The 14,770-nt window shown below is 67.3% G+C and carries 12 protein-coding genes; 5 read left to right on the top strand and 7 right to left on the bottom strand.

Features of this window, described 5'->3' with window-relative positions:
• Nucleotides 1-123: 123 nt before the first annotated feature.
• Nucleotides 124-1,533 carry a coniferyl aldehyde dehydrogenase gene (locus BM125_RS10115; RefSeq protein WP_092407545.1) on the bottom strand — a complete coding sequence of 470 codons (1,410 nt, stop codon included), beginning with the start codon at nucleotides 1,531-1,533 and terminating at the stop codon, nucleotides 124-126.
• A 131-nt stretch (nucleotides 1,534-1,664) separates the two neighbouring features.
• Here BM125_RS10115 and BM125_RS10110 point away from each other — a divergent pair, with 131 nt between their 5' ends.
• Together BM125_RS10110 and BM125_RS19805 are read left to right on the top strand one after the other, a co-directional pair.
• Nucleotides 1,665-2,204, top strand: coding sequence for a gamma carbonic anhydrase family protein (locus BM125_RS10110; protein ID WP_092407543.1), 540 nt, complete (start codon nucleotides 1,665-1,667; stop codon nucleotides 2,202-2,204).
• 132 nt (nucleotides 2,205-2,336) lie between these two features.
• Nucleotides 2,337-2,561 carry a hypothetical protein gene (locus BM125_RS19805; RefSeq protein WP_139224941.1) on the top strand — a complete coding sequence of 75 codons (225 nt, stop codon included), beginning with the start codon at nucleotides 2,337-2,339 and terminating at the stop codon, nucleotides 2,559-2,561.
• 3 nt (nucleotides 2,562-2,564) lie between these two features.
• On the opposite strand, the gene BM125_RS10100 is transcribed toward BM125_RS19805, so the two are convergent.
• From BM125_RS10100 to hemB, 3 genes are all read right to left on the bottom strand, one after another.
• The gene (locus BM125_RS10100; protein ID WP_092407539.1) at nucleotides 2,565-2,837 is read right to left on the bottom strand and encodes a YkgJ family cysteine cluster protein; all 273 of its coding nucleotides are present in this window, start codon (nucleotides 2,835-2,837) and stop codon (nucleotides 2,565-2,567) included.
• Nucleotides 2,834-3,721 carry a shikimate dehydrogenase gene (aroE, locus tag BM125_RS10095; RefSeq protein ID WP_092407537.1) on the bottom strand — a complete coding sequence of 296 codons (888 nt, stop codon included), beginning with the start codon at nucleotides 3,719-3,721 and terminating at the stop codon, nucleotides 2,834-2,836. Before aroE ends, BM125_RS10100 begins: the two co-directional genes overlap by 4 nt.
• 146 nt (nucleotides 3,722-3,867) lie before the next feature.
• Nucleotides 3,868-4,860, bottom strand: a complete 993-nt coding sequence (gene hemB, locus BM125_RS10090; protein ID WP_092407535.1) for a porphobilinogen synthase — start codon at nucleotides 4,858-4,860, stop codon at nucleotides 3,868-3,870.
• A 426-nt stretch (nucleotides 4,861-5,286) separates the two neighbouring features.
• Between hemB and BM125_RS10085 the strand changes: the two genes are divergently transcribed.
• A complete protein-coding gene (locus tag BM125_RS10085) occupies nucleotides 5,287-7,803 on the top strand; it encodes a GGDEF domain-containing response regulator (RefSeq protein ID WP_092407533.1) in 2,517 nt (838 codons plus the stop codon).
• A gap of 39 nt (nucleotides 7,804-7,842) precedes the next feature.
• Here the strand turns inward: BM125_RS10085 and BM125_RS10080 are convergent, their stop codons facing one another.
• Nucleotides 7,843-9,600 carry a patatin-like phospholipase family protein gene (locus BM125_RS10080; RefSeq protein ID WP_092407531.1) on the bottom strand — a complete coding sequence of 586 codons (1,758 nt, stop codon included), beginning with the start codon at nucleotides 9,598-9,600 and terminating at the stop codon, nucleotides 7,843-7,845.
• A gap of 81 nt (nucleotides 9,601-9,681) precedes the next feature.
• Between BM125_RS10080 and BM125_RS10075 the strand changes: the two genes are divergently transcribed.
• Complete coding sequence (locus BM125_RS10075) at nucleotides 9,682-11,718, top strand: M3 family metallopeptidase (protein WP_092407636.1); 2,037 nt, start codon at nucleotides 9,682-9,684, stop codon at nucleotides 11,716-11,718.
• 205 nt (nucleotides 11,719-11,923) lie between these two features.
• Here the strand turns inward: BM125_RS10075 and BM125_RS10070 are convergent, their stop codons facing one another.
• A complete protein-coding gene (locus tag BM125_RS10070; RefSeq protein ID WP_139224940.1) occupies nucleotides 11,924-13,135 on the bottom strand; it encodes a hypothetical protein in 1,212 nt (403 codons plus the stop codon).
• 76 nt (nucleotides 13,136-13,211) lie between these two features.
• Nucleotides 13,212-13,898, bottom strand: coding sequence for a cupredoxin domain-containing protein (locus tag BM125_RS10065; protein ID WP_092407527.1), 687 nt, complete (start codon nucleotides 13,896-13,898; stop codon nucleotides 13,212-13,214).
• Between the two features lie 296 nt (nucleotides 13,899-14,194).
• Between BM125_RS10065 and BM125_RS10060 the strand changes: the two genes are divergently transcribed.
• Nucleotides 14,195-14,737 (top strand): GNAT family N-acetyltransferase, encoded by a 543-nt coding sequence (locus BM125_RS10060; RefSeq protein ID WP_245778878.1) that lies wholly within the window; start codon nucleotides 14,195-14,197, stop codon nucleotides 14,735-14,737.
• Nucleotides 14,738-14,770 lie beyond the last annotated feature (33 nt).

Below are 14,770 nucleotides of genomic sequence, written 5' to 3'. Positions count from 1 at the left end.
GGTGGCTTCGGCGAAGACAATGGCTTCGTGGCATGCAAACTTGACGCCACGGGTGCCGGAAACAGGTCAGTCAGCCTAGCCGGCGGCGCCTGAAGCGCGGCAGTCTGGCCCCGCCTGGCCGCGCTAGCGGGTCAGGAAGCGGGTCAGGAAATCGGCCAGCTTGCCGTAGGGCGGGCGCATCAGTGCCATCGACGACCAGCGTGCCTGGTGCAGCACCGGCATCTGCTTGGAGAAGGTCAGGAATCCGGCGTGGCCGTGATAGTGGCCCATGCCCGAGGGACCGATGCCGCCGAACGGCAGATTGCTCTGGGCGATGTGCAGCACGCAGTCGTTGACGGTGACGCCGCCGGCCAGGGTCGCCGCGAGTACCTGCCGGGTGCGCCTGCGATCGTGGTCGAAATGGTACAGGGCCAGCGGCCGCGGCCGCGCATTGACGAAGGCGATTGCGTCCTCGATCCGCTCGTAGCCGAGTACCGGTAGCACCGGCCCGAAGATCTCCTCCTGCATGACTCGCAGGTCCGGCCCCGGATCAACGATGACGGTGGGTGCGAAGATCCGCCGCTCAGGGTCATGTGCCGACGCATCGGGAAAGGTCTCGATGGAGGCGCCGGTCGCGCGCGCCTCCTCGACCAGCCCGTGCAGGCGCTGGTAGTGCGCATCGTGGATGATGCTGGTGTAATCCGGGCCTTGCCGGAGCCGGGGATAATGCCTGGCCACGTATTCACGCAGCGCGGCGACGAAGGCGGTGCGCTGGTCATTGGGCACCAGCACGTAGTCCGGGGCGATGCAGGTCTGGCCGGCATTGAGCAGCTTGCCCGCGGCGATCCGGTTCGCCGCGGTGTCGATCGGATAGTCCGGCGCGACGATCGCCGGCGACTTGCCGCCGAGTTCGAGCGTGACCGGGGTCAGATTCTGCGCGGCCGCGGCCATGACCTTGCGTCCGACCGCGGTGGATCCGGTGAAGAACAGATGATCGAACGGCAGGCTGGCGAAGCGCGCGGCAACTGCTGCATCGCCGAGCACCGTCGCGACGCGATCCTGCGGGAATACCTCGGCCAGCAGCTCACCGAGCAGGGCAGACGTGCGTGGCGTGTGCTCGGAGGGTTTCAGCATGACGTGGTTGCCCGCGGCAATCGCCGAAACCAGCGGGATCAGGGCCAGGTTGACCGGGTAGTTCCACGGCGAAATGATGCCGACCACACCGAGCGGCCGGTACTGCACCTCGGTACGCGCCGGCCAGAACAGCCAGTCGGCCAGGCGATGGCGCGAACGCGACCAGCGCGTCAGCCGCTTGCGCATGAAGTCGATCTCGTGGAGCACGGTCATGCCGTCGGTAAGCAGGCTCTCGTGCGCCGAACGGCGGCCGAAATCCGCGCCCATCGCGGCGATGAGTTCATCGAAGCGGCGACGCAGCACCTCGCGCAGCGCGCCGAGATCGCGCAGGCGCTGGGCCGGGTCCGGGACACAGGCCTGCCAGGCGGCGCGCTGGCGTTCGAGAAGGGCGGAAAGATCCTGCACGGGTTCGCTGTTCATGACCCCAGTCTAACGCCCCTTCGTGCCTGTTCGCCGCCGCCTCGGAGTGGGAACGCGACAGCGTGGTGGATTCCGCTCGATGCCGATGCCATGCATGCTAACTTGCGGCATCACGTCCTGGAGCGCCCTCGATGAGCATCCGAGCCTACAACGGCATCGTCCCGCGACTCGGCGCGGCGGTCTATGTCGACGCCGATGCGGTACTCATCGGCGACGTCGAACTGGCCGATGACGTCTCGATCTGGCCCTGTGCGGTCGCCCGGGGCGACGTCCATCACATTCGCGTCGGCGCGCGCAGCAACATCCAGGACGGGGCGGTCCTGCATGTGACCCACGATGGACCCTACACGCCAGGGGGTTCCCCACTGCTGATCGGCGCCGACGTGACCATCGGCCACGGCGCCATCCTGCACGCCTGCACGGTCGAGGACGCCTGCCTGATCGGCATGCACGCAACCGTGCTCGACGGCGTGCGCGTGCAGCGGCACAGCATGATCGGCGCAGGCGCCGTGGTCAGTCCGGGCAAGCTCGTCGGCACTGGCGAACTCTGGCTCGGCAACCCGGCGCGCCGGGTGCGCGCCCTGAGCGATGTCGAAATCGAAATGCTCCACTACTCGGCAAAAAACTATGTCGGCCTGAAGAACCGCTATCTCGCCGAAAGCGGGGGCTGAGGCATGCCGGTGCCGGAGAAAGTCGCAGCTCTGCGCTCTCTCGAGATTGTCTCGCCGTTGACGGCGGTGGTATTCGGAGCCGTTGGATGGCTCGTTTTTTCCCGACTTTTCGAGACCGCCGAGAGGAATGCATTGCCCGCTCTGACGCAATCCTTCCTGGCCACCCAGCCGTGGTGGTTCGGCGCCGGCCTGCTCACCGCCGGCCTGTCCGCCATGGCTCGCGTCGAGGGCATTGGGCCCTCATGGAAACAGGCCAGTGCGATCGGCTCGGGTCTGCTTGCGCTGCTCAGCACGATCAACGTCGGCTGGGGCATCGTCGCGATGTACCTGCTGACCCTGCCGCCGGCCGGGCTCTGAGTCTCAGACCGCAGCCGGCCGGGTCAAAGATTCGAGCCTGGAGAGGTAGTGCAGTGCCTGCTCGGCACGGGTTCCGCACATGGCCGGCTCGGGCCGCAGTTGGCGACAGACTTCGGGTCGCTCGGGCCGACCGAAGATGGCGCAGGCGTTGTCGTCGGTCAGCTGGATGCAGCGCACGCCGGCCGGCTTGCCGAACGGCATGCCCGGGATGGCCGAGGAAATCGATGGGGCGATGCAGCAGGCGCCGCAACCCGGTCGGCAGGCGAAAGCGCTCAATCCTCGGCGTCGCCCGGCAGATAGGCGCGCAGTTCGGCGTAGATCGCGTCGGTCTCGGGGCGTTTGCCGTGCCAGATCTCGAAGGCTTCGGCGGCCTGCTCGACGAGCATGCCGAGGCCGTCGAGGGCGTGGCCGGCGCCGGCGCTGCGCGCCCAAGCCAGGAAGCCGAACGAGGCCTTGCCGTAGGAGAGGTCGTAGCAGATCGCGCGCGAGGCCAGCAGCGAGGTTGGCAGGGCCAGCGACATATTGGCGTGGCCGGCCGAGGTGGCATTGACGACGAGGTCGAACCCGCCCCACTGACCGAGATCGGTCCAGTAGCGCGTGTGCACGCGTTCCGGCTGGCCGATCGCGTCGGCCAGCGCGTCGGCACGTTCGGCCGTGCGATTGGCGATGGTCAGTTCGCCGATGCCGGCGTCGAGCAGGGCAAAGGCCACCGCGCGCGCGGCGCCACCGGCACCGAGCAGCAGGGTGCGGCGGCCACGCACGTAGAGACGCTGGCGACCGGTGATGTCGCGGATCAGGCCGGCACCGTCGGTGCTCTCGCCATGCCAGCCTTCACCGCGGCGGACCAGGGTGTTGACGCTGTCCGCGCGGCGCGCGGTCTCGCTGATCGACAGGCACAGGCGCGCCGCGTGCTGCTTGAGCGGCAGCGTCACGTTGGCGCCGACGCCGCCGCTCTCGGCAAAGGCCGCCAGCGCGCCGACGAATTCCTCGGTGGACGCCTCGATCGGGCGGTAGTCGTGTGCGATCGAGAGCTGACGTGCGAAGGCCGCATGGATGCGTGGCGACAGCGAATGCGCAATCGGCTGGCCGAAGACGGCGTAGCGACCCGGTCCGCGATTCGAACTGGCGATTTCGCTGGATTCCTCTTCGATCAATTGCATGCTATCGCTCCGAAATTGCCCCCGGGGGCGAGTCAACGAAACCTGCTCTAATGGCAGATCGCGGGTAGCGCGGACGGTCGCATGCCGTGTGGACCGGCGTCGGGCTGATGGCCAGGTTGCGCGGCCGACCGTGCAGTTCCCCGGCCCTAGTCTGCACGCAACCAGCGCGCGGCTTCAATGGCGTAGTAACTGAGGATCGCGTCGGCGCCGGCGCGTTTCATCGCGATCAGCGACTCGAGCACGACCGACCGCTCGTCGAGCCAGCCGTTCTGCGCGGCCGCCTTGAGCATCGCGTACTCGCCGCTGACCTGGTAGACGAAGGTGGGCATGCCGAAATGATCCTTGACCCGGCGCACGACGTCGAGATACGGCAGTCCCGGCTTGACCATGACCATGTCGGCCCCTTCGCCGATGTCGAGCTCGACCTCGCGCAGGGCCTCGTCGCTGTTGCCGATGTCCATCTGATAGGTGTGCTTGTCGCCCTTGCCGAGGCTGGCCGAGGAGCCGACCGCGTCGCGGAACGGCCCATAGAAGGCCGAGGCGTACTTGGCCGAATAGGCGAGGATGCGCGTGTTGACGTGGCCCGCGTTTTCGAGGGCGTCGCGGATCGCACCGATGCGCCCGTCCATCATGTCCGACGGCGCGACGATGTCGAAACCGGCTTCGGCCTGGGCCAGGGCCATGCGCACGAGGGCCTCGATGGTGAGGTCGTTGAGCACGTAACCGTGGTCGTCGATGAGGCCGTCCTGGCCGTGCGTGGTGTACGGGTCGAGGGCGACGTCGCCGATCAGGCCGAGCTGCGGATGTCGTGCCTTGAGGGCGCGCGCGGCGCGCTGGAACAGACCCTGCGGGTTCCAGGCCTCGGCCGCGTCCGCGCTCTTGTATTGCGCCTCGACCGACGGAAACAGCGCCAGGGCGGGGATACCGAGTGCGACGCAGTCGTCGGCCAGATTCAGCGAATGATCGATCGAGAGGCGCTCGACACCGGGCATCGAGGGCACCGCCTCGCGCCGGTCGCTGCCGTCGATGACGAAGGCGACCATGATCAGGTCGCCCGGGTGCAGTCGTGTCTCGCGCATCAATTCGCGCGAGAACGCATCGCGACGCATGCGGCGCAGGCGGGTATGCGGAAAGGTCATGGCGATCTCGACAGGGGCTTTGTTCCAGTCTAATGAATGCGCGGGCACGGCCGAAGCGGTATTTCGTCGCGATGGCCCCACACCGGAGTCCCGACTACCGTTCCGGACGAGGCGCAGCGCCCTTCCGGCCAGGCCTGAACGCGACATACCCGCCGGGTGACCGGTCTTGCAAAGCTGTACGTGTGCTGGTCTCATGGCATGACGTCTGCTGGAGGGCCAGGGTGCGACGTGTCGGTAGCGGCGCGCCGAGGGCGGGGAGCGAGGCTGCAGTCCGGGCACGCAATTTCCGGGACGGGGCGACCCGAGCGGCGGCGATCACGAACATGGCCGTCATGGCGCGGGGAAACCGGCTGCCGGCCATAACTGCCCTGTCGTCTTACCGGGAACTGACGGCGCACCAACCACCGTATTGCTGTCGAGGCATCCTTGAGCGGAATCCTGCTAGTAGAGCGTTCGACCACCCTCAGCCACCTGCTGCGACGGACGCTCGCCGCCGCCGCGCTGCCTGTTCGCGCGGAAATCGGCAACTACCTCGAGGCGCATGACCACCTGCGCCGGATCGGCCGACCCAACTCCAAGGATCCGCCCTACGCCTTGGCCATCATCGGTGCGCCGGCGCGGGCGACCCGCGAGTACCAGGCCCTGCTCGAATTCGCCCGGCATGCCCCGGACGCGCCGGCCACGCTGTTGATGGCGCACGAGGAAACCGCGGAAATCCGCACCTGGGCGGCGACCACGATGCGCGGCCGTTTCCTGCTCTGGTCGCAATTCAGCCGCATTCCGGCCTGCGTCGCCGAACTGGCGCCCGAAGAAGTCGTCACCGAGAGCCCGGCCATCGAAACCGGCACCCGTGTGCGCATCCTTTTCGTCGACGATTCACGCAGCGTTTGCCAGGCCTACAGCGACCTGCTGGGACGAAACGGCTATGCGGTCGATGTCGCCGATTCGATCGGCGAGGCCGAACAGAAAGTGGCGGAGAACGCCTACGACATCGTCATCGTCGACTACTTCCTGCCAGACGGCAGCGGTGACGAGCTGTGCCGCCGTCTTGGCGAGCGCGAGGATCCGCCGATCCTGGCGGTGATCACGGGCAGCTACCGCGAGGACATCATCCGTCGCTGCCTGCAGGCCGGCGCCAGCGAGTGCATGTTCAAGAACGAAGCGCGCGAACTCTTCCTTGCCCGCGTGCGCACCCTCGCCCGCACCATCGAAATGCGCAAATCGGCGGAAGCCGAGCGCGAACAACTGGACGGGATACTCGGCTCGGTCGGCGATGGCGTGTTCGGTGTCGACGGCGATGGCCGCATCACCTTCGTCAACCCGACCGGACTGCGCCTGCTCGGCTATGGCGACGACAGCGACCTGATCGGATTGCTCGCCCAGGCTGCCATTCACCCGCAGGAATCGCCGCGCAGTTCGCCATTGAGCCGCGCCTATTCCGAAGGCGTCGCCGTGCATCACATCGAAAACATGTTCCGCCGCCGCGACGGCAGCGGGGTGCCGGTCGAGTACACCGTACTGCCGTTGGCCGGAAGCGGCCAGGGCGCGGTCGTGATCTTCCGCGACATCGCCGAGCGACGCACTGCGGAACGCCTGCGTTGGGAGCTCAGCCACGATCCGCTGACCGGCCTGCCGAACGCCCGCCACCTGCGCCAGCGACTGATTGCCGAACTGGCGCGCCTGCGCGATCGCGGCGGCTATTCCGCGCTGATCCACATCGAACTCGATCGCGACGACCGCCATGAGCCACCGCGCGGCGATGAACTGCTGCGCACCGTGGCGCATGCGCTCGCCCATCGACTGCGCGAAGGCGACGTCCTCGCGCGCGGCGAGGGCGACAGCTTCCTGCTCCTGCTCAGCACCGTGCAGGTCGACAACATCGACGTGCTGGCCGACAGCTTCCGCCAGCTCCTGGCCGAGCGCGAGTATGCGGTCGGCGAGGTCCAGCACAAGGTCCATGCGCGCATCGGCGCCGAGCTGCTGAGCCCGCGCACGGTCACCGCGGACGAAGCCCTGGCGCACGCGCGGGCGGCGGCGGATAGTGGCCGCGAACGCGCTGTCGAAGCGCAGCAGGCTGCGCCGAATACTTCGGTCGAGGCGCCTTCACCGGCGCCCGTCAGCGCACCGAGCGAGCGCTTGCGGTTGGCGCTCGAGCAGGCCCGCTTCGTCATCCTGGTGCAGCCGCTGGTCGCGATAGAGGGTCTGCCGAGAGCCTCTGCCGTGGGCGAAAACGTCGGCTGGCAGCTCGACAAGAGCGAGCTCGAGCCATTGTTCGCCGTGCAGTTGCGCATGGTCGGCAAGGACGGCCAGCTGATCCAGCCGCGTGCCTTCATTCCGCTGGCCGAGCGTGTCGGCATGGTCCAGCGCATCGACCTCTGGGTGGTCAACGGCTTGCTCATGCACCTGGCCAACGAGCGCGCCCGCCACGCGCCGGTCGGCCTGATCGCCCGCCTTTCCCCGGCGACCATCGCCGATCCGGATTCATTGGCCGCGATCGAGAAATCCATCGTCTCGACCGGTGTTCCGGCAGAACGGTTGATCTTCGAGATCAGCGACAGCCCCGAACTCGCCAACCTGCCTGCCGCGCTGCATTTCATCACGCGCCTGCGCGCGATCGGCTGCCGTTTCGTGCTCAACGGCGTCGATACCGAAGCCGGCCTGCTGCCCTTCCTGCACTCGCTGCGCCGGCCGGGCGATTTCCTGCGCATCGACCGCAACGTCGTCGGTCGCATGACCACGGCCGCCGCTGACCGCGACCTGGTCGTCTCGATCGCCACCCTGGCGCGCTCGATGCAGATGCAGTCGATTGCCGGGGAAGTCGAGGATGATGCGACCCTGCAAGCGCTGCAGGAGGCCGCTGTCGATTACGTGCAGGGCAGGCGGCTGGGCGAGGCACGGCTGATCAAGCGCGTCGATTTCAGCAAATTGCTGGCCTTGACCTGAGCATCGGCCCGGTCGCTTTCGCGCTGGTCGGCGGCGCTATCAGACCCGCAGCGGAATCTGTTCGTGCAGGCGTTCGAGGCGCCCGCCGATCACGCGCAGCGCGTACTGGTAGCCCGCTTCGACCGCGCGTTCGTAGGCCTTCCAGTCGAGCAGGCCGATATCGCGGACCGGAGGCTCCAGCAGCAGGGTGGCCAGGTGCCGGCGTTCGGCGCTGGCCAGCTCGGCGTTGACCATGCCGGAACGGATCAGGATGTCGAAGATGCCGGGCCGCTGGCCGCGGCCGAACTCGAACAGCAACTTCCACATCGGTGGCGTGTTGTACTCCTCGAGCGTCGTGTGCAGGGCGTCGTCGGCGCCGATATCGACCGCCGCGATTGCGCCAGGCTGCTGGGCATGCATGATGTCGGTCGGCAGGTTGTTGATGACGGCGCCATCGACATAGACCTGGCCGCGATGGCAGACCGGCGGCAGCACGCCCGGAATCGCGCAGGAAGCGCGCAGCCAGAGCCACAGGGGCCCGTGCCGGTGCGTCTCGAGATCGCCCGAACTGAGGTTCGACGAGCAGCAGAAGTAGGGCAGGGGCAGGTCGGTGATGTCGCTCTCGCCGAACTGTTCGCGCAGCAGCCGGGCCACCCGGCGGCCCCGAGTCAGGGCCACCAGCGGCAGGGTGTAGTCGCCGAGCGGGCGGCTGGCGACGAAGCTGTGCCGGTAGTTGTCGAACATTTCCTGGTCTGACCACTCCAGGGCGACGCCGGCACCGATGATGGCGCCGATGCTGGTGCCGCCGACGCAGTCGATTTCGAGGCCGGCCTCGCGCAGGGCGCGAACGATGCCGATCTGGGTGAAGCCGCGCGCGCCGCCACCGGACAGGACCAGGCTCAGGCAGCGCCCGGTCAGCAGGCGTGCGATGCGCCGGATGTCGTGCGCGTCGCGCACGTGATGGTGCGGTACCAGGGGTGTCCTGGCCAGCCAGCGTCGCGCCGCGCCGTGGACCAGCTTGCCCGGATGCAGCAGGACCAGGTGGCGCGGTCGAGACAACGCACTCGAGGCATCCGCACAGGCGCTGGCCGGCCAGTCGCCCGGCGCATCGTTCGCATTGGCCAGCAACAGCAGGCAATCGGCCTGGCGCACGCACAGGGCCTGCCAGTGGTCATCGGCATCGGCGACGTAGACGACGTAGCGCGTGCGCGCTTCGAGTTCGTTGAACCAGCTGCTCAGGCGCCCTTCGCCGGTCTCGCGGCTGATCATCGCGCATTCGCCGAAAGCGCCGAGCATGCGCACCAGTTCCCCGGCGAAGCCGTGCACGTCGACCCCGGCGTCATGGCGCAGCACGGCAAAGGTACGCAGCGACGACCCGGAGCCTTCGCCTTCGCCGGCGGAAAGCCGGCGCACGGCGAGGCGCGCCATCGCCAGCATCGATTTCGGGTGGTGGTTGACGAGCTTGTCGAAGGCCTCTCGGGAAAGCCGCAGCAGTTCCGAATCGCGCAGCGCGCGAACGCTGGCATTGCGCGGCATGTCGACGATCATGCCGACTTCGCCGACGGTTTCGCCGGCCGCGACCACGCCGACCAGGCGCGGCTGGCCGCCGGCATCGTCGCGGAACGCGCCGAGGCTGCCGCTCTTGAGCACGTAGAACGCATCGCTGGTATCACCCTGCTCGAACAGCGAGGCGCCGCCGGGCAGGGCGAAAAACTGAAGCTCGCCGCCGAGTTCGGCCAGGGCGGCGTCGTCGAGATGGCGGAACAGCGGCAAGGCGCGCAGGATGTCGCGGGTCTGGCTGGTATCCACGCTGTCCATGCAAATCGGGCCGGCTCGGGAATGCGCTTGATTTTGCGCCATCCGCGCTCCAAGTTCACCGGTCCGAACAGGAAAACCATCATGACCAACCCGCTTCTCGCCATCACCGAATTGCCGCGATTCAGCGCAATCGAGCCAGCCCATGTCGAACCCGCGATCGAGGCCGTACTCGCCGAATACCAGGCCGGCATCGATGCCATGCTCGCCTCGGACCGCCCGCGCAGCTTCGAGACGGTGATGCAGGTCGGCGAGCGTCTCGACGATCGCCTGTCGCGGGTCTGGGCCCCGGTCAGCCATCTGCACGGGGTCAAGGATTCCGAAGCCCTGCGCCACGCTTATTCGGCGGCCCAGGAAAAGATCGTCGCCTTCCAGACCGCGCTCGGCCAGAATCGCGAACTGTATGCGGCGGTCAAGGCGGTTCGCGATTCGGCCGGATTCGAGACCCTGCCGCGTCCGGCACGGACCCTGGTCGAGCATGAACTGCGCGATTTCAAACTGGCCGGCGTCGCCCTCGAGGAACCGGCACGTTCGCGCTTTCGCGAAATCTCCGGCGAACTGGCCCGGCTCTCGACCGAATTCGAGGAAGCCGTGCTCGACTCGACCGATGCCTGGAGCGAGCACCTGACCGAAGAAGCGGCCCTGGCCGGCATCCCCGAGTCGGGCCGCGCGGTGTTGCGTGCCTATGCCCGCGAAAAGGAGCTGGACGGCTGGCTGGTCACCCTCAAGCAACCGAGCGTGCAGGCCGTGCTGACCTATGCCGACGATCGCGACCTGCGCGCGCGCGTCTATCGCGCCTACGGCACGCGCGCTTCGGAAAACGCCAACGAAGGCCGCTTCGACAACAGCGCGCGGATCGAGAAGATCATGGCATTGCGCCACGAATCAGCCCGCCTGCTCGGTTTCGCCAGCACGGCCGAGGAGTCGCTGGCGACCAAGATGGCCGGCTCTGCCGACCAGGTCATCGGCTTCCTGCGCGATTTCATCGCCAAGGCCCGGCCGATGGCCGCGAACGACCTGGCCGAACTGAAGCGTTTTGCCGCGGATGAACTCGGCCTCGACGATCTCGCGCCTTGGGATGTCGGCTACGCCGCCGAGAAACTGCGCGAGCAGAAATACGCCCTGAGCGAGGAAGAGCTGAAACCCTATTTTCCGCTGCCGGCCGTGCTCGAGGGCCTGTTCGGCGTGATCGAGCGCGTTCTGGGCGTCAGCGTGCGCGCGCGCGACGATGTCGATGTCTGGCATCCCGATGCGCGCTACTACGACCTCGTCGATGCCGGTGGCAAGGTCTTCGCCGGGGCCTACATCGATCTGTACGCACGCACCGGCAAGCGCGGCGGGGCCTGGATGGATGTCTGCACCTCGCGCCTGCGCGAAGACGATTCGCTGCAGCTGCCGGTCGCCTTCCTGACCTGCAATTTCGCGCCGCCGACCGAGAACAAGCCATCCCTGCTGACCCACGACGACGTCATCACCCTGTTCCACGAATTCGGCCACGGCCTGCACCACATGCTGACCGAAGTCGACTATGCCGGCGTGTCCGGGATCAGCGGCGTCGAATGGGACGCGGTCGAGTTGCCGAGCCAGTTCATGGAGAACTTTGCCTGGAAACGCGAAGGCCTCGACCTGATCGCGCGCCACTGGCAGACCGGCGAACGCCTGCCGGACGACCTGTTCGAGCGCATGCAGGCGGCGCGCAATTTCCACTCGGGTCTGTTCCTCGTACGCCAGCTCGAGTTCGCCCTGTTCGATTTCCGCCTGCACCACGAATTCGATCCCGTTCGCGGCGCACGCACGATGGAACTGCTCGATGAAGTGCGTCGAGAGGTCTCGGTGTTGATGCCGCCCGAGTGGCATCGCTTCCCGCATGCGTTCACGCACATCTTCGCCGGCGGCTACGGCGCCGGCTACTACAGCTACCTGTGGGCCGAAGTGCTGTCGGCCGACGCCTTCGAGCGTTTCGAGCAGGAAGGCGTGTTCAACCGCGAGGTCGGCGAGGCCTGGCGCAAGGCCATCCTCGCCGTCGGTGGATCCCGTCCGGCACTCGAATCCTTCGTCGAGTTCCGCGGTCGCGAACCGAGTCCTGACGCCCTGCTGCGCAGCTACGGCGTGGCTGCCTGAGTGGACGCGGCGAGCTCCGCCGGCTTCAGCAAAGACCCTCCCTAGGAGTCTGTCGGACTTGAGCGTTCGAGGCGAAAATTCGGCTGCGTGAGGACAGATTTTCGACGATTCGCAGGCCCATAGTGGTTCTATGGGTCAAGAAGCGACGGAAATATGGACCGCGCAGACGGATTTGCAGCCCGATCGATTCAAGTCCGACAGGCGCCTAGAACAGCAGCCGCGCGCCGAGCTGGACTTGGGTATCGGTCCGCCCGGCGACGGCATTTTCCAGAATGCGCTGCCTGCGCCAACTTTCCATTCGCACGACTTCACCGGTCACGCGCAACCAGGGTCGTGGACGCCAGGAAAGGGCGGCCGTGATCGCGTTGCCATGTTCCGAGAGCGGCACCTCGCTCGGCGGAATCTGGCGCAGACTGAACAGATCCAGGCGCAGGGCCGGTCGCCACTCGCCGCGCGCCCAGCCCGCCAGCACGTAGCCGGCATGGAAACGGGTTTCCCCGGTGTAGGACGGCGAGGGGGTGAACAGCGTGCTGCCGGTCATGGCCTGGGCGATGATTTCGATCGGACCGAGCCGGCGCTGCGCACCGAGGCCCCAGAATTTCGTCCGCCAGGCGAACGTGGTATGGCCGTCGTAGGTGCTGCGTTCGGTCGGATCGGCGCGATTGTCGTAGTACATGACGCTGTAGCGGCCGTGGCGTTGCGAGCGCCAGGTCAGGTCGGCATACCAGCCCAGGCGCTGATCGAGTTCCACGAACGGACGATAGCGCAAGGGCGGCACGACACCTTCCTCGAGCGCATACACGTCGGGTTCGCGCACCTGGCCACCGAAGCCGTAGCTGGCGTCCCCCAGCGACCAGCCGCGGGCGGCGAGGATTTCCCCGGCCGGATCGTTGCCGACGAACGCGGCAAGGCGTGCTTCGATGCTCGAATGCGCGCCGCGGCGTTCGACCAGGAATTCGGTGCCGGTGCTGCGCAGTTCTTCGCCGACCCAGCTGTTGATCGCCGAAGGCGTCAGTGTCCACGGACTGGTCCAGCCGATGGCGTCGTTCTCGAGTGAAACGGGTGGGAAGAAGGCGCCGGCCTTGAGCGACCATCGCCACGGCGTCAGCGAAACCGGTCGGTAGCGCAGATACGCCTCGATCAGTTCAAGCGAGGCGCCATCGTCGTTGCGGAACTGCACGTCGGCGTAGGCGAGCAGCGCCGGCGTCAGCTGCGCCGTGCCGATCAGGGCAGCGCCGCCGAAGCGCCCCTGGGTTCCGCCTCCGCCATAACGAAGCTTGCCGGTACCGCCCGCGATCCAGCTGCGTTGCGCCGCTGCGTCGACGATCCGCAGGTCGAGGAAGCCGTGCCACTGGATATCCTGGGCCCGCGCCGCCAGCGGCAGGGCAAGCAACAAGGCGAACAGCACAGGTCTCATCGGCCAGCCTCCGTATGCGGTCCGCGGACCTGCGCGAGGACGATGTGGGCGGGAATGGAATGCATGCCGGGCCGGCTCAATAGATCGACCGTTCGCGATCGCGCGGCTGGCGCGGGTCGGGCAGCAGCGACAGCGAAAAGGCCGCGCGAACCGAGGTCACCGCCGCATCGATCGTGATGTGCTGCGCCGCGCCTTCCTCGCCCGGAGTCTGCCACGGATGCCACAAGGCGATCGTATAGGTGCCCGCGGGCAGCTTGTCGAAATGCACGCTCCCGCGCCGATCGGATCGGCCGACCCAGGGCGCATCGGAAACGAAGACATAGGCGATCATCGAGTCGTGGATATTGCAGCCGATGGCAATCACGCCGGGCCGGTCGAGCAGGATCGGCGTCGAGGATTCCCCCTTGGCGAGGACGAACTCGAATGACTTGACCTCGGAAAACGAATAGACGTGGTGGCGCGTGCTGTCGTTGTTCTGGAAGACGAGGCGGTCGCCAGGCCGGAATATTTCCAGAAAGGGCACGAAGACCTCGTTGCGCTGGTCGATCGATTTCGTCGTCGACGGCGGCGGGTCGGGCAGGGCGGGGCGACCGTCCAGCGCAGTGAGGCTGACGACCGCATCCTCGACCGGTCCACCGTCCTGATCGCTGATTTCGACGAACAGCTCAGCCGCACAGAGCAGGCGCGTCGCCAGCAGCAGGGCCGCCGCCAGCGCACCAGCGAAGCATCGCGCATTGCGACGGAATGGCCCGGATCGGATCATGCGCTCGTTTCGTCCCGATGCTGGGTTCGATGGCCGCTGTCCGCTGGCCGCATCGGCCGGCAGGCCATCGCACAGCCCTTGCGGCCGACAACATACGCCCGTTCAATTCGGTCCGACAAGGAGCTGGCACTGCCCACCATCGGCTGCCGCTGCGGCGGGGCTGCGGCGATTCGGTCCGCGGCCACCCGTGTCGTCCCCGCGGGCAGCCGGCCACCCCCCGGTTGGCCATGCGGTCCGGGGTCCGGCACGTGCAGCACCGCTTGACGATGGCATGGCCTCGATCGACGATGTCGACCATGAACCTGTCGACCGCCCAGGCCATCGTTTCGCCGATGCCGATGCAAACCGAGCGCCTGCAACTGCGCCTGCTGAACCTCGACGATGCCGAATTCATGCTCGAACTGCTCAACGATGCGGATTTCCTCAGCCAGATCGGTGATCGGGGGGTCCGAACCGCAGAGGATGCGCGGCGCTATCTCGAGACCGGCCCCATGGCGAGCTATGCGCAGTTCGGATTTGGCATGTGGGCCGTCGAAACCCTCGACGGGGGACATCGGGCCGGCATCTGCGGATTGATCCGGCGCGCCGGCCTCGATGCCGTCGATATCGGGTACGCATTCCTGCCAGCCTGGCGCGGCCGCGGCTATGCGCTGGAAGCCGCCGAGGCCGTGATGCGGCTGGCGCGCGGGTTCTTTTCCTTGCCCCGCGTCGTGGCGATCACGGCGCCGCACAACGTGGCGTCCGCCGCCCTGCTCGGGAAGCTCGGATTCCGCTTCGAACAGATGGTGCGGATGGGCGAGGAAGCAGACGAAGTCCGGTTGTTCTCCTGGATGGCCTGACGGGTCCGGGGCATGGACAGCTTCGGCGCGTCC

It is taken from the genome of Dokdonella immobilis (assembly GCF_900115085.1).
GTDB classification, from domain to species: Bacteria; Pseudomonadota; Gammaproteobacteria; order Xanthomonadales; family Rhodanobacteraceae; genus Dokdonella; species Dokdonella immobilis.
This window is presented reverse-complemented; position numbering and strand designations above follow the sequence as displayed.